The organism is Citrobacter amalonaticus, from assembly GCF_018252635.1.
GTDB classification, from domain to species: Bacteria; Pseudomonadota; Gammaproteobacteria; order Enterobacterales; family Enterobacteriaceae; genus Citrobacter_A; species Citrobacter_A amalonaticus_E.
This window is the reverse complement of sequence record NZ_JAGTXM010000004.1, coordinates 450,975-468,949: the sequence shown is the minus strand read 5'-3', so window position 1 is coordinate 468,949 and position 17,975 is coordinate 450,975. Positions and strand designations below refer to the sequence as shown.

At 52.4% G+C, this 17,975-nt stretch carries 14 protein-coding genes; 9 read left to right on the top strand and 5 right to left on the bottom strand.

Annotated features, from left to right (window positions below):
- Positions 1 to 53 precede the first annotated feature (53 nt).
- Together KE671_RS15010 and KE671_RS15005 are read left to right on the top strand one after the other, a co-directional pair.
- Positions 54 to 947, top strand: a complete 894-nt coding sequence (locus KE671_RS15010; protein ID WP_206163586.1) for a PhzF family isomerase — start codon at positions 54 to 56, stop codon at positions 945 to 947.
- Positions 948 to 1,387: 440 nt separating this feature from the next.
- Positions 1,388 to 4,336: an autotransporter outer membrane beta-barrel domain-containing protein gene (locus KE671_RS15005; protein ID WP_241029875.1), complete on the top strand. Its 2,949-nt coding sequence runs from the start codon at positions 1,388 to 1,390 to the stop codon at positions 4,334 to 4,336.
- 41 nt (positions 4,337 to 4,377) lie between these two features.
- On the opposite strand, the gene nhoA is transcribed toward KE671_RS15005, so the two are convergent.
- The gene (nhoA, locus tag KE671_RS15000; protein ID WP_206163585.1) at positions 4,378 to 5,223 is read right to left on the bottom strand and encodes an N-hydroxyarylamine O-acetyltransferase; all 846 of its coding nucleotides are present in this window, start codon (positions 5,221 to 5,223) and stop codon (positions 4,378 to 4,380) included.
- Between the two features lie 137 nt (positions 5,224 to 5,360).
- Between nhoA and KE671_RS14995 the strand changes: the two genes are divergently transcribed.
- Positions 5,361 to 5,930, top strand: coding sequence for a flavin reductase family protein (locus KE671_RS14995; RefSeq protein WP_206163584.1), 570 nt, complete (start codon positions 5,361 to 5,363; stop codon positions 5,928 to 5,930).
- On the opposite strand, the gene KE671_RS14990 is transcribed toward KE671_RS14995, so the two are convergent.
- Entirely contained in the window at positions 5,931 to 6,686 is a 756-nt protein-coding gene (locus KE671_RS14990; protein WP_206163583.1) for a DeoR/GlpR family DNA-binding transcription regulator, read from the bottom strand.
- A gap of 149 nt (positions 6,687 to 6,835) precedes the next feature.
- Between KE671_RS14990 and KE671_RS14985 the strand changes: the two genes are divergently transcribed.
- Together KE671_RS14985 and KE671_RS14980 are read left to right on the top strand one after the other, a co-directional pair.
- Entirely contained in the window at positions 6,836 to 7,198 is a 363-nt protein-coding gene (locus tag KE671_RS14985) for a DUF4406 domain-containing protein (RefSeq protein ID WP_206163582.1), read from the top strand.
- Positions 7,199 to 7,366: 168 nt separating this feature from the next.
- Positions 7,367 to 9,343 carry an alkyl/aryl-sulfatase gene (locus tag KE671_RS14980; protein ID WP_206163581.1) on the top strand — a complete coding sequence of 659 codons (1,977 nt, stop codon included), beginning with the start codon at positions 7,367 to 7,369 and terminating at the stop codon, positions 9,341 to 9,343.
- Positions 9,344 to 9,383: 40 nt separating this feature from the next.
- Here KE671_RS14980 and pptA read toward each other — a convergent pair whose 3' ends face one another.
- Both pptA and KE671_RS14970 read right to left on the bottom strand, forming a co-directional pair.
- Positions 9,384 to 9,611: a tautomerase PptA gene (gene pptA / locus KE671_RS14975; RefSeq protein ID WP_206163580.1), complete on the bottom strand. Its 228-nt coding sequence runs from the start codon at positions 9,609 to 9,611 to the stop codon at positions 9,384 to 9,386.
- Between the two features lie 65 nt (positions 9,612 to 9,676).
- The gene (locus KE671_RS14970; RefSeq protein ID WP_206163579.1) at positions 9,677 to 10,681 is read right to left on the bottom strand and encodes a LacI family DNA-binding transcriptional regulator; all 1,005 of its coding nucleotides are present in this window, start codon (positions 10,679 to 10,681) and stop codon (positions 9,677 to 9,679) included.
- Positions 10,682 to 10,998: 317 nt separating this feature from the next.
- Here KE671_RS14970 and KE671_RS14965 point away from each other — a divergent pair, with 317 nt between their 5' ends.
- Both KE671_RS14965 and KE671_RS14960 read left to right on the top strand, forming a co-directional pair.
- Complete coding sequence (locus KE671_RS14965; protein ID WP_042318970.1) at positions 10,999 to 12,195, top strand: L-talarate/galactarate dehydratase; 1,197 nt, start codon at positions 10,999 to 11,001, stop codon at positions 12,193 to 12,195.
- A 72-nt stretch (positions 12,196 to 12,267) separates the two neighbouring features.
- A complete protein-coding gene (locus tag KE671_RS14960) occupies positions 12,268 to 13,578 on the top strand; it encodes an MFS transporter (RefSeq protein ID WP_206163578.1) in 1,311 nt (436 codons plus the stop codon).
- Positions 13,579 to 13,680: 102 nt separating this feature from the next.
- Here KE671_RS14960 and KE671_RS14955 read toward each other — a convergent pair whose 3' ends face one another.
- Complete coding sequence (locus KE671_RS14955; RefSeq protein ID WP_206163577.1) at positions 13,681 to 14,298, bottom strand: glutathione S-transferase family protein; 618 nt, start codon at positions 14,296 to 14,298, stop codon at positions 13,681 to 13,683.
- 402 nt (positions 14,299 to 14,700) lie between these two features.
- On the opposite strand from KE671_RS14955, the gene KE671_RS14950 reads away from it, so the two are divergent.
- Positions 14,701 to 16,242, top strand: a complete 1,542-nt coding sequence (locus KE671_RS14950) for a methyl-accepting chemotaxis protein (RefSeq protein ID WP_206163576.1) — start codon at positions 14,701 to 14,703, stop codon at positions 16,240 to 16,242.
- Positions 16,243 to 16,468: 226 nt separating this feature from the next.
- On the top strand, positions 16,469 to 17,911 hold the full coding sequence (gene ansP / locus KE671_RS14945; protein WP_206163575.1) for an L-asparagine permease: 1,443 nt from the start codon (positions 16,469 to 16,471) through the stop codon (positions 17,909 to 17,911).
- Positions 17,912 to 17,975: the final 64 nt, after the last annotated feature.

The following is a 17,975-nucleotide window of genomic DNA, read 5'->3' as shown; positions in this document are numbered from 1 at the left end:
GCCAACCGACATGCTGCACGTTATGATGCTTCTCCATCTCAGGGAGAATGCTAATGAAACCACAGGTTTACCATGTTGATGCTTTCACCAGAACGCCTTTTCGCGGTAATTCCGCCGGTGTCGTTCTGCATGCTGACGGTCTCAGCGACGCGCAGATGCAACTGATTGCCCGCGAACTGCGTCACTCCGAAACCGCCTTTCTGCTGCAAAGCGACGACAGCGACGTCCGCATTCGCTACTTTACACCAACCGTCGAAGTGCCGATTTGCGGACACGCCACCGTCGCGGCGCATTATGTCAGTGCAACCGTGCTGGGACTGGGCAATGCCACGGTGTGGCAAACCTCGCAGGCAGGACGTCACCGGGTCGACATCCACCACGATAGCGACGATTACCGTATTTCGCTGGAACAAGGCACGCCCTCCTTCGAGCCGCCGCTTGTGGGCAACATTCGTGCCGCCATTCTTCATGCACTGCACCTGAATGAAGACGCGGTACTGCCGGGCTTACCGATTCAGGTGGCTTCGACCGGTCATTCCAAAGTGATGATTCCGTTGAAACCAGAGGTCAATATTGACACCCTCGCCCCCGACCTTTCTGCACTTTGTGCCATTAGCCAGCAGATTGGTTGCAATGGTTATTTCCCGTTCCAGATCCGTCCGGGCAAAAATGAAACCGACGGGCGTATGTTCTCCCCGGCAATTGGTATTGTTGAAGATCCGGTGACGGGGAATGCCAACGGGCCAATGGGTGCCTGGCTCGTTCATCATCATTTATTGCAACATGACGGAAAATTGCTGCAGGTGAAAGGACATCAGGGACGGGCAATAGGTCGCGATGGCGTTGTTGATATTGATGTGACGATTCAGAATGACCAGCCGGTAAAAGTCACTATATCCGGCAACGCGGTGATTCTGTTTCACGCGCCATGGGCGATAGATTTTTGAAGGTAGCCCGGTAAAGTACTTCCTTGCCGGGCTGTTTTATTTTCCTTTTTTAATTTGTTATTTTAAATCTAAGCTTAAACGTTCTTAATTAATCTTAAATTTGAGTTAAGAGATTTAACACTTTAAAAATCAAAAAGATAAGCAATCAATACTGCTTCTGTCATAACCCGATTTAATACAAAATCACAGTTATTTCATCTGTGAACGCTTATTCCACTCTATCATTAATTGATTTATTTAGTTACGTAAGATCAATTCATTTGTCATTTCACAGGCAGCATGAAAAATAACTCACCATCACTCGATGTGAACCACGGAAAAGGATTCATCAGGTATGGAAAAGTTCAAATAGAGCTCGTTCCTTTTTGAAACCATCAATACAGAGCTGTAAATATAATATTTACGTTATGTGTTTGTCTATTAAAAATGTGAATATGAGAATGAAAGAATTTAAATTAACGACAATGGCGTTGTTGATCGGCAGTTTGTTAATGACAAATAACGCTGATGCAAAAATCGATAATCAGGATGACGGGATTATCACCGGGAGTGGTGCTTTAATTGAAGATGGCACCTATAAAATTATTAGTACCTCAGGGGAAAATAATACCATCTCCGTGACAAACAATGGCGGAATTACGGTGACCAACCCGGGTGGTACGCCGATCGTTTACGCCTGGGGTGAGTTTGAAGAAGGTGATTTTTTGCTCGCCTCTGGCACCGTTTTTGTGGCCAACAGCGGAACAATCAATTTAGGGTCAGGCTCTACGGTGAATCAAATTATCGGGGATTATATTCCGGGAACAGTCGAAGGACGTCCCGACCTGGCGCTTGATGAAGATTATCAATCTATGTTCGCCGTCGGCATTATGGATATTGGGGGGACAAGTGATGCTTACCGTGCACAAAAAGGGACGCTTATTGCTGATGATTTAACCGTAAACATCAGTCACCAGCGTGATGGTAAGACTATTTCGGGTATCTATTCTGATAAACATAATGGCGTCATTACCTTAACCGGTGACACCACGGTGAATGCAACGAACACTGGGGCGAATGGACACATTTTTGGCGTATATGCGAAAGAAGGCACCCTCATCAACGCTGAAAATCTTATTGTTAATAACAAGAGTACAGAGTACTCCGTTGGGATTGTTTCAGAATCGAAAAACGCCGCTAACCGTTCGCTTATTCAGTATCAGAATGCCACCGTTAAATCTGTTGCCAATGTTTTTGCGGATGGTATTAATGCTAATGCCGGTTATATCGAAGCGTTTGGCGATACCTATGTCGATGTCACTGCCAATGCCGTTGGGGCCGTCGCGTCCGCCATCTGGCTTTCTGATGGCCTTTCGGGCTTCGATTTAGATTCGTCTGTCACCACCCATGGTACGACAACCCTGCTGTTGAAATCCGGTGCCGACAGGACGGTTCTTGATGGCGTTGATTCAATGGGATCCACGCAATATACCGGTAATGACCTGAACATCACGCTGGACACCCAGGGGCACCAACAGACAACCGGCACCGGTATTCTGGCCAGTAAAGACGATGCGCTGACGGCGGGTAAAATCGACATTAATGGTCATCTGAACATTGACGTGGTCGATACCACCCGCAGCGGTAGCTGGAATTATGTCCATGCGGACAAAGGCGGCGAAATCACGCTGAACGGCGAGGTGCAACTGGGTGTCAATTACAACGACCCGGACGCCACCGCTATTCTGGCTGAAAATGCAGACTCACGCGTGACAATTAACCCGCAGAAAGTCCAGGTTGTCGGTACGGTCGAAGCCAGAGACGCCGCTGTGGTTGACATCAGTGCGACCAACCAGTCACGTTTCGTCGGGGGGACGGTCACCAGCGGTAACGCAGTGAATAACCTGTCGCTGGCGGACGGCTCGGCCTGGAATATGACTAAAAGTTCTCAGCTCACCCACCTGACGCTGGACGACTCCACGCTGACCTTTATGCCGACCACGGCAAAAAGTCGCCAGTTGACCCGTGCTGCCACGAGCTTCAAAACTCTGACGGTGGACGGCGACTATACCGGTGCGAACGCTAACATCGTGATGAACACTCAACTGGGCGATGACGCGTCACCGACCGATCGGATGATCGTTACGGGCAACACCTCTGGTACCACGAACGTAAGAGTGCTGAACGCTGGTGGCGCGGGCGGCTTGACGACTGAGGGTATCGAATTGATTAGCGTCGCCGGCAATTCTGACGGTGTGTTTAAACAAGATGGCCGTATCGTGGCAGGCGCCTATGACTACACCCTGCAACGCGGTGAAGGCGGGAACAACAAAAACTGGTACCTGAGCAGCGCGCTTTCTCCGGTCACTCCGGTGGATCCTGCTTCGCCTGTTGATCCTACCGATCCGCAGTCGCCATCCCCGACGCCGCGTGAACACGCCGTGCGTCCGGAAGCCGGTCTGTACGGTCTGAACCTGCAGGCAGCGAATACGTTGTTCAACACCCGTCTGCAGGACCGTCTGGGTGAAACCCATTACGTTGACGCGCTGACCGGTGAAGAAGCGGTCACCAGCCTGTGGCTGCGTAATGTCGGCGGGCATACCCGTCAGAAAGACAGCAGCGACCAGTTGAACATGCAGGCCAACCGCTATGTCATGCAACTCGGCGGCGATATCGCGCAGTGGTCTTCGGACGACACCGATCGCTACCATCTGGGTGTGATGGCGGGCTATGCCAACCAGAAAGCCCGTGCGGAAAACCAGCGTAACGGCAACCGTGCGCGCAGCTCCATCGATGGCTACAGCGTCGGTCTGTATGGCACCTGGCTGCAGGACAACGCGACCCATGAAGGCGCGTATGTCGATACCTGGGCGCAGTACAGCTGGTTTGATAACACCATTTCCGGCGACGGTGTGATGTCAGAAGAGTTTGACTCTAAAGGTTTCACCGCCTCTGTGGAATCCGGCTACACCTGGAAACTGACGGACATCAGCGAGCGTAACGCGCTGTACATCCAGCCCAAAGCACAGGTCACCTGGATGGGTGTGAAGGCCGACGAGCATAAAGAAGTTAACGGCACCCGCGTGGAAGGTAACGGTGATGGCAACATCCAGACCCGCGTCGGCGTCCGTCTGTTCGGCAAGGGTCACAACCCGCTGGACGACGGTAAAGACCGCGCCTTCCAGCCGTTTGTGGAAGCCAACTGGATCCACAACAGCAAAGACTTCGGCGTCTCAATGAACGGTGAAAACGTGGATCTGCAAGGTGCGCGCAATATTGGTGAACTGAAAGCCGGTGTTGAAGGCCAGTTGACGAAGAACGTCGCCCTGTGGGGTAACGTTGCTCAGCAGGTTGGCGACAAAGGCTACAGCGATACTTCAGCGATGATCGGTATTAAAGCATCGTTCTGATGAAACATACCCGGTAAGCGCCTGCGCCTGCCGGGTTTTCATTATTTTCCCGCTTCGGGATGTGTATCAAACGCCGCCATCACCCTGGCCAGTTCGGTTTGCGAAAAACCATGCTTCACGTCCGTCACGCCCAGGTCAAACCGTTCCTGTAGCAATGCGTACAGTGAAGCAACATCCGGTAAATTGACCTGTTCTACCACCCTGTCACCTTCGTAATGCGTGAAATGGAAGTTGGTGAGGGTCAATTTCCCTCCGTCCGGCAAATGACGGCACATCAGCAGATGATGGCGAAAATGCGACTGCGGCCAGTGTGCAGACCAGAAGTTGCCCATCACATAGTCGCTTTGCTGTTGCACCACCCGATCAAAGCGGTACATCGATTGCCAGCGATCGTGATGACAGAACTGTAGGATCCAGTCGTCCCCTTCCCGCTGCAAACGGTATTCGCCGTGCGGCGTCTTCTGGACCATGTCCGCTTGCAGACGAATGGGCGCAGTAAGCGTCTGACCGCCAAACCCCACATCGGCGATCCACGACTCGCCTTCCAGTTCAACTAACAGAAGACGGTGCGTTCGCGGTGGTAAATTCGGCGGATTTGCCAGTACCACGCGTCCCAGCAGGCTGCGTACGCTAAAGCCCAGTTCGCGTAGTACGCGCTCAAACAGGCCATTTTGCTCAAAACAATAGCCGCCGCGGCGGGCGATAATGAGTTTTTCTTCCAGCGACCTGTCGTCAAGGTGCATTTCACGCGGTAACAACACATCGAGATTCTCAAACGGGATTGTACAGTTATGCTGCAAATGTAGCGCCCGAAGCGTCTCAATATTGACGTCGGTACGTCCTGACCAGTTCAGACGAGCAAAATATGCATTCAGGATAGGAGTCATCAGGTTTCCTGTCGTGGGCCTCAAATCGTTACCCGAGTATAAACGATGCGCTCAAAGCGTGAGACTGATGTTATTAGCGGGTTGGCACAACATCGATTTTCATTAATACTCAGAAAAAACCTTTGCGAGACAATCCCGTGAGTCGATTCCGTTCTGTTGAATTACGCCACGCCAGCCGCCTGCTCAATCATGGCCCTACGGTGCTGATCACCAGTCGCGATGAGGTCAGCAACAGACGCAACATCATGGCAGCCGCGTGGTCTATGCCCGTCGAGTTTGCACCGCCGCGTCTGGCTATTGTGGTCGATAAAACGGCCTGGTCGCGGGAGTTAATTGAGCGCAGCGGCCTGTTCGGTATTGTCATTCCCGGTGTCGCCGCAACTAACTGGACTTACGCCGTTGGCAGCGTTTCCGGGCGCGACGAAGATAAATTCAACTGTTACGGCATCCCGGTGGTGAAAGGCCCCGTGCTGGGACTACCCGTCGTCGAGGAAAAATGTCTGGCCTGGATGGAGTGTCGCCTCCTCCCCGCCACCGCGGCGCAGGAAAAATACGACACCTTATTCGGAGAAGTCGTTTCCGCCGCGGCGGATGAACGGGTGTTTGTCGAGGGCCGCTGGCAGTTCGATGACGACAAACTCAACACCCTGCATCATCTTGGCGCCGGAACGTTTGTCACCAGCGGCAAGCGGGTGATCGCGGGATGACTACGCTGTCACCACGGTGATCCCCTTTGCGTTCATGGCGCGGATCCAGTTCTCGTCGGTGTTCTCTTCGACGACGACCGTATTAATCAGCGACACGTCGCCAATGGCAAAGGGAGACGCGGTGCTGATCTTCTCCGGCGAGGCCAGGACAATGGTTTCCGCGGCTCTGCCGGAAAATGCACGTTTGATGCACGCTTCTTCGTAGTCTCCCGTGGTTAACCCCGCTTGCGGGTGAATGCCGGTCACGCCCATGAAAAAGAGATCGGCCTGAATGTTGCGCATTCCCTCAATGGTGGCCGCGCCAACCGTGACGATGGAATGTTTATACACCCGCCCACCGATAAGAATGATCTCGATAAGCGGATGATTGACCAGCCCTAATGCGATACCCGGACTGTGTGTGACGACGGTAATATTTAATTCATCCGGCAGACACGCAATCAGCTCTGTTGTCGTTGTGCCGCCGTCAACGATCACCACCTGACCGGGGGAAATCAGCGTAGCCCCTTTTTGCGCCACGCGCTTTTTGGCGTCGGTTTTCAATGACTTTCGTTCAAGAAACGGCGCCGTCGCACCAGACGATGGCAGCGCACCGCCGTGCACGCGTTGCAGAAATCCTTCGGCGGCAAGCTCGCGTAAATCGCGGCGGATCGTGTCTTCAGAAACCGCAAACCGGTTGCTGAGCGCTTTCGACAACACCTGACCCTCGGCAGCCAGTAGTTCAAGGATCAATTTTTTACGCTGTTCGGTAAGCATAAGGGGATTCCTGGAATTGCACGATTAATCTTGATCATGCACGAATTTGCTGTTTATGATAGTTACTCTACAAATACAATGCCGTTCAGGCAACAAAAACGTGCAGAAATGCGCATTTCTGTCGGGTACAAACACGCACTGAGGATCTCATGACAGCACAACTCATTTTAATCGCCGGCCCTTATCGCAGCGGCACTGACGGAAAACAGGCGCTCATCGACGCCAACCTTCAGCGTCTGGAAGCGGCAGCGCTTGCCGTATACCAGCGCGGGCATATTCCACTGATTGGCGAATGGCTCGCGTTACCACTGGCAAAGGCGGCTGGTTCCACGTCGTTAGATGATGAGATAAGCGAAGCGATGCTCTACCCGGTCGCCCATCGACTCATCACCCGCTGTGATGCGATTTACCGTATTGCGGGTGCGTCTAAAGGCGCCGATATGGATATCAGGATCGCCCGTCAGCATGGCCTGACCGTCTATACTTCTGTCGACGACATCCCACAAAGCTGATCAAAAATCGTGCAGATATCAATACCCTAACGCTATCTGCACGGTATTGCCGTCTGGCAGAAGATGGCTATAGTTAATGTTGCATTACCTCAAATTTTCGCGTCAAAAGCATGTGTAGCCGCATTTCCACAAAAAAATGTCCGCCATTCCGATAAGAGAGGTTTTACAATGCATCTTAATACCATCGCCAGGGGTCTACTCCTTGCCGGGCTGTTAACGTCTTTTTCTCTTCCGCTTGTTGCGGCTGAAGCGCCTAAAGAGGCCACTGCTGCCACGCAACAGGCGAACAGTGCGCTTTATAATCAGCTGCCCTTTTCCGATAACACCGACTTTACCGATGCCCATAAAGGCTTTATTGCCCCCATTCCCCAGGAAGTGATTAAAGGTAAGCAAGGCAATGTTATCTGGGATCCTAAGCAATATGCGTTCATTAAAGAAGGCGATAAATCTCCCGACTCCGTAAACCCCAGCCTCTGGCGTCAGGCGCAGTTGATTAATATTAGCGGCCTGTTTGAGGTGACGGACGGGGTTTATCAGATCCGTAATCTTGACCTGTCAAATATGACGATTATCGAAGGTAAAGAAGGCATTACCGTTGTCGATCCGCTGGTTTCGGCAGAAACAGCGAAAGTGGGCATGGATTTGTACTTTACGAACCGGGGTAAGAAACCGGTTGTGGCGGTGATTTACACCCACAGCCATGTTGACCACTACGGTGGCGTTCGTGGTGTGGTCGATGAAGCTGATGTGAAGGCGGGTAAGGTGAAAATCTACGCCCCTGCCGGATTCCTGGAGGAAGCGGTATCTGAAAATATCATGGCCGGGAACGTGATGAGCCGTCGCGCCAGCTATATGTATGGCAATCTGCTGAAACCGGATGTTAAAGGCCAGGTCGGCGCGGGTCTGGGAACCACCACCTCCGCCGGTACGGTGACACTGATCGCGCCGACTCATTACATTACTCAAACCGGGCAGAAAGAGGTCATTGACGGATTGACCTATGATTTCCTGATGGCGCCGGGTTCTGAAGCCCCATCCGAAATGCTGTGGTATATCGAAGAGAAGAAAATTATTGAAACCGCAGAAGATGTCACCCACACCCTGCACAACACGTATTCGCTGCGCGGCGCGAAAATTCGCCAGCCGCTGCCGTGGTCCAAATACATTAACGAGGCGCTTAACCTGTGGGGTGATAAGGCCGAAATTATCCTCGCGCAGCATCACTGGCCGACCTGGGGCAATGATAAGGTGGTCAAGCTGCTGAAAAGTCAGCGTGATTTGTATCGTTATATCAACGATCAGACGCTGCGAATGGCCAACCAGGGGTTAACCCGTGATGAGATCGCGGCCAGTTTTACCCTGCCGCCCTCGCTTGCCAATACCTGGGCAAACCGCGGTTATTATGGTTCGGTCAGCCATGATGTGAAGGCAACCTATGTGCTGTATCTCGGCTGGTTCGACGGCAACCCGGCTACGCTGGATGAACTGCCGCCGGAAGAAGGCGCGAAGAAATTTGTGGAATACATGGGGGGTGCCGATGCCATTCTGCAAAAAGCGAAACAGGACTACGACCAGGGCAATTATCGTTGGGTTGCGCAAGTGGTCAGCAAGGTCGTGTTCGCCGATCCGAATAATCAGGCAGCGAGAAATCTGGAAGCGGACGCGCTGGAACAACTGGGATACCAGGCTGAATCCGGCCCGTGGCGTAACTTCTACCTGACCGGCGCGCAGGAGCTGCGTAACGGCGTCGTAAAAGGGCCTACGCCAAATACCGCCAGCGGTGATACCGTGCGTGCCATGACGCCGGAAATGTTCTTTGACTACCTCGCCGTCCATATAAATGGTCAAAAAGCAGCAGATGCCAAAGCGGTACTTAATTTTGACTTCGGTGACGACGGCGGCAAGTATAAAGTCGAGCTGGAAAATGGCGTACTGAACCACACCGCGAATGGAGAAGACGCCAACGCTGATGCCACGATCGGCCTGTCGCGCAATACGCTAAACCGCATTGTGTTGAAAGAAGAAACGCTGAAAGAAGCCACGGATAAAGGTGACGTAAAAATCACCGGCAATGCAGAAAAACTGAACGAACTGCTTGGCTATATGGATAAATTTGATTTCTGGTTCAACATCGTCACGCCGTAACCCGACACTGCCCGGTCAGTTTTCGTGACCGGGCGTTTTATTACATGCTGTAGCCTGGCTTTTTAATCAGTACATCCATCTGCGGTTCAATCTCGCTATCCCAAATCTCCTGCCACTTATCCTGCGGGATTTCGGTCAACGCCACGCTCACCGAACGCTCCTTGCTTTTCAGATGACGAATGATCACCTCAGTAATATCATCGGCCAGCGCCGCTTTTTGTTGATCGTTCAGATCGCGCGGAAAACATTTAATATCAATGTGTGGCATAGCAGGTTCCTTATTGTCAGTGTGACGTTAACGCCAGCACACGCGTCAACATGCGTGTGTCCGGTTTAGGCGGATTCGCGCTCAATCAGATGAAAACCGATATCGATGATGGCCTCTTCTACTGCCGTCTGTTCAATGCGATTTGCCAGCAGCGTGGCGGCACGCTGACCAATGGCGCGGCGGTCGACGCTGACGGTCGTTATCGACGGGCGATTGCTGGCGGCAAAATCGAGATCGCCAAAACCGATGACGGCCAAATCCTGCGGAATACGTAATCCACGGCTTTCCGCTTCCATCATTGCCCCCTGCGCCAGGGTATCGGAACTGCAAACAATCACGTCAAACTCCCCTTCACTGAAGAGTTGCGAAAGTCCACTTCTACCCAGCGACAGCGATGCAGGGAGCGGCACATCCACCTGCGGCACATCATGAATCTCGTGACGTGCCAGAACGTTGCACAACCCCTGCTTACGCTGACCGGCACGGCGATCGGCCGTCCACAGCAAACCGGGTCGATGATACCCTTTACGCAACAAATACTCGCCGGTGGCCTGCCCAACTTTTTCATGGGAGAAACCGACCAGCATATCGAGCGGCGTTGGCGTGAGATCCCAGATTTCCACCACCGGAATGGCCGCATTCAGAATCACTTTTTTCAGTTCACTGGTGTGATGGATCCCGGTTAATACCACGCCGTCAGGGCGTCGGGAGAGCAGCGTTGCCACCAGTTCCGCTTCCGTCTGTTCGGTATAACCGGCCACGCACAGGAGAATATGATAGCCGCGCCTCGCCAGCTCATCGCTCAGCGACTGGATCGTATCGACAAACATATTGTTGTTGATTTGCGGCACCACGATGGCAATCAATTTACTGCGCCGTGATGCCAGCCCCCCCGCCAGTGCGTTGGGAATATAGCCGGTCGCCCGCACCGCCTGCATCACTTTTTCAACCGTTTTGGGGCGTACAAGCTGTGGCGTATTAAGCGCCCGACTCACCGTCATGGGTGATAGTCCGGCACTACGGGCAACATCTTCCAGCGTCGGCGCGCGAGGTGGTTTTGTGCTCTTCACTGTGGATGCCCCTGCAAAATTCACTGATTTATCTGTGCATTATTCATCATGCGTGTGGCTATTGCCAGCTTCAGACCCGGAAACGCCGCAAATACAGCAGCTTACTTTTTCGTTCGCATCTTTAAATGTTAGCGCCATCATTTTGTGTTGTGCATTTTACCAGAATGTTTTGGATCGTGACCTGTTTTGCAGGAATTACCCTTTTTTATTCGCCATATGTGATCGATTGTTCAATTCAACACCAACTCGCTGGATTAATTCTCACCATAAGAATAGAAATGTTAGCGCAATCATTTTATATCAATCAGGAGAATCACATGTCTTTAAGCGCGAATTCTGACGCCGTAACCTATGCCAAAGCGGCCAATGCCAGAACGGCAGCGGAAACCGGCGATCGTATTGAATGGGTGAAGCTGTCACTGGCGTTTCTGCCGCTGGCAACCCCGGTGAGTGACGCCAAAGTGTTGACCGGTCGCCAGAAGCCGCTGACCGAGGTGGCGATTATCATTGCGGAGATCCGCAGTCGCGATGGATTTGAAGGCGTCGGTTTCAGCTATTCAAAACGCGCCGGTGGTCAGGGTATTTACGCTCATGCCAAAGAGATCGCCGACAACCTGCTGGGTGAAGACCCGAATGATATTGACAAAATCTACACTAAGCTGCTGTGGGCGGGCGCATCCGTTGGCCGCAGCGGAATGGCGGTGCAGGCCATCTCCCCTATCGACATCGCCCTCTGGGACATGAAGGCCAAACGCGCTGGCCTGCCATTGGCAAAACTGCTGGGCGCGCACCGGGATTCCGTGCAGTGCTACAACACCTCCGGCGGCTTCCTGCACACGCCGCTCGATCAGGTACTGAAGAATGTGGTGATTTCGCGTGAAAACGGTATTGGCGGGATCAAGCTGAAAGTCGGACAACCCAACTGCGCCGAGGATATCCGCCGTTTAACCGCCGTTCGCGAGGCGTTGGGTGATGACTTCCCGTTAATGGTTGATGCCAACCAGCAGTGGGATCGCGAAACAGCGATCCGCATGGGACGCAAAATGGAGCAATTTAACCTCATCTGGATTGAAGAACCGCTTGACGCCTATGATGTTGAAGGTCACGCCCAGCTTGCCGCCGCGCTGGATACGCCTATCGCCACCGGTGAAATGTTGACCAGTTTCCGCGAGCACGAACAGTTGATTCTGGGGAACGCCAGCGACTTCGTTCAGCCAGACGCCCCGCGCGTGGGCGGTATCTCTCCGTTCCTGAAAATTATGGATTTGGCCGCCAAACACGGCCGTAAACTGGCGCCGCATTTTGCCATGGAAGTTCACCTGCATCTGTCCGCCGCCTATCCGCTGGAGCCGTGGCTGGAACATTTCGAATGGCTGAACCCGTTATTTAACGAACAGCTTGAATTGCGCGATGGACGTATGTGGATTTCCGATCGTCATGGTCTGGGCTTCACCCTTAGCGAACAGGCGCGCCGCTGGACGCAGCTAAGCTGCGAGTTTGGCAAACGCCCCTGATCCCCGTTGGCGGGATTGCTTCCCGCCCTCTGGCCTTACAGAACGCTTTCTGCCCTTACCGAGGAGTGGAGAATGAACACAATGATAAAACGCACTAAAGTGCGTTACAGCATTCTTATCTTTTTATTTCTTGCCACCGTATTTAATTATGCCGACCGGGCAACGTTATCCGTCGTCGCGCCCATTATGAGTAAAGAATTAGGCTTTGACCCGGAAGCCATGGGGCTGGCTTTTTCCTCTTTTGGGATTGCATACGTGATTATGCAATTACCCGGCGGTTGGTTATTAGATCGCTACGGTTCGCGCCTGGTTTACGGCTGCGCGCTGATCGGCTGGTCACTGGTTACCATGTTTCAGGGCACCATTTATCTGTATGCAAGCCCACTGATCGTACTGATTATTCTGCGTTTATTGATGGGTGCAATCGAGGCTCCCGCCTTCCCGGCCAACAGCCGCTTAAGCGTACAGTGGTTTCCGAATAATGAACGCGGCTTTGTCACCTCGGTTTATCAGGCAGCACAATATATCTCGCTGGGGATTATTACCCCACTGATGACCATTATTCTGCATAACTTAAGCTGGCATTTTGTCTTTTATTATATCGGTGCCATCGGCGTGATTCTCGGTGTCTTCTGGTTAATTAAAATTAAAGATCCAATGCACCATCCCAAAGTGAATCAACAGGAAATCGACTATATTCGCGAGGGCGGTGGTGAACCGATGCTTGGCAGTAAAAAGGAGCCGCAGAAGGTCTCGTTCGCTCAGATCAAAAGCGTCTGCGTCAACCGGATGATGATCGGTGTCTACATCGGGCAGTTCTGCGTCACCTCTATCACCTGGTTCTTCCTGACCTGGTTTCCAACCTATCTCTACCAGGCCAAGGGGATGTCGATTCTGAAAGTGGGTTTTGTCGCCAGTATCCCGGCGATTGCCGGATTTATTGGCGGCCTGCTCGGTGGCGTCTTCTCCGACTGGTTACTTAAGCGCGGCTACAGCCTCACTACTGCGCGTAAACTGCCGGTGATTTGCGGCATGCTGCTCTCTTGCGTGATTGTTATTGCGAACTATACCTCTTCGGAGTTCGTGGTGATTGCCGCGATGAGCCTGGCCTTTTTTGCCAAAGGGTTTGGCAACCTTGGCTGGTGCGTCCTCAGCGATACCTCGCCGAAAGAGGTGTTGGGCATTGCAGGTGGCGTCTTCAATATGTGCGGCAACATGGCAAGTATCATCACCCCGCTGGTGATCGGCGTGATTCTGGCCAATACCCAGTCGTTTGATTTCGCCATTCTGTACGTCGGCTCAATGGGCCTTATTGGCCTTATTTCCTACCTGTTTATTGTTGGACCGTTGGATCGCATTACGCTAACCCCGTCTGCTGCCTGATCGTCCGTATGGCGACGCTTTCGCCCCGCTGTTCCGGGACTGCACTCCCCTGGAACAGCGTTTTTTTATTACGCGTTGGCCTGCGGCAATTGTCACCGTCTCTCAGATGATCTCATTGTTTTTCAGCACCCGACGTAATTCAGCTCGCTGACACACGGCGTCCGCTATCGCGCTGATATTCGGCGTATTATCCTGAAACCAGTCATGACCCGGCCCCCAGGTGCGCATGACGCACAGATAACAATCGATCAGCGTTAACTGCTCACCAAAAGCATAGGGTTCCGCGCTGAGCTGCTCGTTGAGCCAGAGATAGAGTGATTTACGGTATTCAATACAGTTCTTTTTCAACTGTACGGGAGCATCCGGAACCCAGCGCTCAGGGTAGTCGGCATACGTAAATGTCGGATAGATATTGGCCACCAGCCAGATCAACAGACGCTGAAACTGCTGACGCTCGGTACGTCCGATGGGGGGCGCCAGATCGGGACGACGATCGAGCACCATCAGCGCGATGGCTGCCGTTTCGGTCATCACCTCACCATTTTCAAGCATCAGGGTGGGAACCTGGCACAGCGGATTGATTTTTTGCAGCAGGTCGCGCTGTGGCCCCTCGCTGTTAAAACCGCTGACATCAACAAAACGGTAAGGAATGTCCGCCAGCGTAAGCATCAATTCGCTGATAGCAGACCCCCATCCAGGCGCACCATAGACCTTAATCATACTGCCTCCTGCAGGTTAAAACTCTAAGTGTAGAGTAACCTGCATTTCTGGCATGGCTTTCTGACCGTTCCTTGCGGCCGATCCCTACAAAAATTAATAGGTCTGTAAAACTTATGATGTTGACCGTAATAGCGCAGCCCTATTTTCTTTTTGTCATCGTTTTATCGGCCTGGTTTTACTTAAGAGAGTGCGCAATCCTTTTCAGGTTACACAATTGTATTTATTTTTCATTTTAATGGCATCGCGATTTAATTAAAGCAGGTAAATTTTATTTTAAATACTTTCGTCATTCTTATGTTTAGTAGAGAATGCAGCATTCTAAATACATCAATCTCTATTATCCGTCAGTTCAGGCTGATGGACTTTTGTGTTTATTCTGCGCAGCATCACCAGGAGTCTTTCATGAGAAGTAACATTCCAGTTACACAGAAAGAGTATTTACTTAACGAGAAAACGACGCTGTTATCGACAACGAATACGCAAAGCCATATTACTTATGCGAATTCAGCGTTTATCGACGCCAGCGGGTTTGGCGAAAATCAACTGATGGGCGAACCGCACAATATCATCCGTCACCCGGATATGCCGCCCGCCGCGTTTGCCGATATGTGGTTTACCCTGCAACAAGGCGACAGTTGGACCGGTATGGTTAAGAACCGCCGTCACAACGGCGATCATTACTGGGTTCGCGCCAACGTCACCCCCGTCTGGCATAACGAACGATTAACCGGATACATTTCGGTGCGCACCGTTCCTGCTCGTCAGGAAATTGAACAAAGTGAGCAGCTTTATCAGAAAATAACTAATAACAATTTCAAGGGGTACCGTTTATTTAAGGGGATTATTATTCGCCGTGGCGTGCTGGCTTGCTTATCGGCATTTAAATGGTTATCCATCCGTCAACGTGTCAATTATGCTATTGGCATCAGTCTGTTTCTCGCGTTGGGTATTATTTTATTAGTGATTAACCCGCTTATTCAGGCTGGTATGTTTACTCTTCTATTTTTGTTGCTGGCTATTTACCTTAAGTATCAAATTTGTCATCCGGTTAAACAGATCCTGGCCCAGATGCAGAAAGTGGTCGCCGGACGAAAACCCGATAGCATCCATTTAAATCGCGTCGATGAACTGGGGATGATGATGCGTCTGGTTAATCAGGCCGGATTAAATCTGAATTCACTGGTGGATGATGTGAGTACCCAAATTGCCGGCATTCAGGAAATCAGCAAACGCGTGAGTCAGGAAGGCTCGGCGCTGCATAAGCGTTCCGAAGAGACCTCGGCCAACCTGCAGCAAACTGCGGCAGCCATTGAAGAGATTGGCAGCGCAGTACAACAAACGGCGGATACCGCCGCACAAACCATGACGATGGCGGACAGAACCAGCGCTAACGCCAGCGAAGGCGGCGATTTTATGAAGCAGACGATCGGCATGATGCAGTCGATTTCCCGCGACAACGGGCAGATCGTCGATATCATCGGCGTGATCGACAGTATTGCTTTTCAGACCAATATCCTCGCGCTTAACGCTGCGGTCGAAGCCGCGCGCGCCGGTGAGTCCGGACGTGGATTTGCGGTCGTTGCCGCTGAAGTGCGGAATCTGGCGCAGCACTCCGCATCGGCTGCCAAAGAGATTGCGTCGTTGATTGAGAAGAACGTCGCCAACGTCAACGCCGGGGTGAGCATGGTTGAGCAGACGGAAACCCATCTGACCCGAATGATCGACGACGTTTTCCAGATGTCGAGCATGATTAAAGAAATTGGCCTTGCGACGCGTGAACAGACGCAGGCACTGGAACTGATTAACGATTCTATCTCCCGCATCGGTAACATGACCGATAACAACGCCACGATGGTGGAAAGCGTCAGAGACGCCGCCGGCAACCTTTCCGGGCGCTCCTCACGCCTGCAACAAGCGGTACATGTCTTCGGCACCTCCGCCTGATCCCTACCCGCTCTGATTTTCAGAGCGGGTTCTCACTTCAGCTTTGGTTGATTATTACGCAATCAGACCATTCCAAATGGACTATTTTGCACCGTTTATTATTTGCAGGTAGGATGCTCCGCCGGTGGTGTTATCCCTACCCAGAATGACGGGAAACAGCACCCGCGTCGCAGCAGGTAATTGCGGTGAAACGTTCGACTTATCAGACAGGCAAACAGGTAACGTAATGAATACACAAGAAACAACGGTGTCGGAGCAGCACGCGGCGAAGCGACGCTGGTTGAATGCCCATGAAGAGGGATATCACAAAGCGATGGGCAACCGTCAGGTCCAGATGATCGCCATTGGCGGCGCCATTGGGACCGGGTTATTTTTGGGGGCAGGCGCCCGTCTGCAGATGGCGGGGCCGGCGCTGGCGCTGGTCTATCTGGTCTGCGGGATCTTCTCATTCTTTATTCTGCGCGCATTGGGCGAACTGGTTCTACACCGCCCTTCCAGCGGCAGCTTCGTGTCGTACGCCCGTGAATTTCTCGGCGAGAAAGCCGCCTACGTCGCGGGATGGATGTACTTCATCAACTGGGCAATGACCGGTATTGTCGATATCACCGCTGTTGCACTGTATATGCACTACTGGGGCGCGTTTGGTGACGTTCCGCAATGGGTTTTTGCGCTCGGCGCGCTGGCAATTGTCGGCACCATGAACATGATTGGCGTGAAGTGGTTTGCGGAGATGGAATTCTGGTTCGCGCTGGTCAAAGTGCTGGCCATTGTCCTCTTTCTGGTGGTCGGGACAATTTTCCTCGGTTCGGGTAAACCGCTGGACGGTAACGCGACGGGCTTTCATCTGATTACTGATAACGGCGGATTCTTCCCCCACGGTCTTCTGCCAGCGCTGGTGCTGGTGCAAGGGGTGGTCTTTGCCTTTGCTTCTATTGAACTGGTGGGAACCGCCGCCGGCGAGTGTAAAGATCCGCAGACGATGGTACCTAAAGCCATCAACAGCGTGATCTGGCGTATCGGCCTGTTCTACGTTGGTTCTGTGGTGCTGCTGGTTTTGCTTTTACCATGGAACGCCTACCAGGCAGGACAAAGCCCGTTTGTTACCTTCTTTTCAAAGCTGGGCGTGCCTTACATTGGCAGCATCATGAACATCGTTGTGCTGACCGCCGCTCTCTCCAGCCTGAACTCCGGTCTGTATTGCACAGGACGGATTTTACGCTCGATGGCAATGGGCGGTTCAGCACCGAAGTTCATGAGCAAGATGAGCCGTCAGCATGTGCCTTATGCAGGGATTCTGGCGACGCTGGCGGTATACGTTGTCGGCGTCTTTCTCAACTATCTGGTGCCATCGCAGGTCTTCGAAATCGTACTGAACTTTGCATCGCTGGGGATCATCGCATCGTGGGGCTTTATCGTGGTCTGTCAGTTGCGTCTGCGTCAGGCAATCAAAGAAGGGAAAGCCGCCGATGTCAGCTTCAAACTGCCCGGTGCGCCGTTTACCTCATGGTTAACGCTGCTGTTCCTGTTGAGCGTGCTGGTGCTGATGGCGTTCGATTATCCGAACGGAACCTGGACCATTGCCTCCCTGCCGCTGATTGCCATTCTGCTGGTTGCCGGCTGGTATGGTGTGCGTAATCGCGTGGCGGAAATACACCGCAGCGCGCCATAAGCAACAAGGCCTACACACCGTGTAGGCCTTGTCAGATTGCACCTTCATGTATCTGCCGGGTGAC

Coding starts and splice junctions, on each gene's coding strand:
- KE671_RS15010 (WP_206163586.1), top strand. CDS start 54: ATGAAACCACAGGTTTACCATGTTGATGCTTTCACCAGAACGCCTTTT.
- KE671_RS15005 (WP_241029875.1), top strand. CDS start 1,388: ATGAAAGAATTTAAATTAACGACAATGGCGTTGTTGATCGGCAGTTTG.
- nhoA (WP_206163585.1), bottom strand. CDS start 5,223: ATGACTCCTATCCTGAATGCATATTTTGCTCGTCTGAACTGGTCAGGA.
- KE671_RS14990 (WP_206163583.1), bottom strand. CDS start 6,686: ATGCTTACCGAACAGCGTAAAAAATTGATCCTTGAACTACTGGCTGCC.
- KE671_RS14985 (WP_206163582.1), top strand. CDS start 6,836: ATGACAGCACAACTCATTTTAATCGCCGGCCCTTATCGCAGCGGCACT.
- KE671_RS14980 (WP_206163581.1), top strand. CDS start 7,367: ATGCATCTTAATACCATCGCCAGGGGTCTACTCCTTGCCGGGCTGTTA.
- pptA (WP_206163580.1), bottom strand. CDS start 9,611: ATGCCACACATTGATATTAAATGTTTTCCGCGCGATCTGAACGATCAA.
- KE671_RS14965 (WP_042318970.1), top strand. CDS start 10,999: ATGTCTTTAAGCGCGAATTCTGACGCCGTAACCTATGCCAAAGCGGCC.
- KE671_RS14960 (WP_206163578.1), top strand. CDS start 12,268: ATGAACACAATGATAAAACGCACTAAAGTGCGTTACAGCATTCTTATC.
- KE671_RS14955 (WP_206163577.1), bottom strand. CDS start 14,298: ATGATTAAGGTCTATGGTGCGCCTGGATGGGGGTCTGCTATCAGCGAA.
- KE671_RS14950 (WP_206163576.1), top strand. CDS start 14,701: ATGAGAAGTAACATTCCAGTTACACAGAAAGAGTATTTACTTAACGAG.
- ansP (WP_206163575.1), top strand. CDS start 16,469: ATGAATACACAAGAAACAACGGTGTCGGAGCAGCACGCGGCGAAGCGA.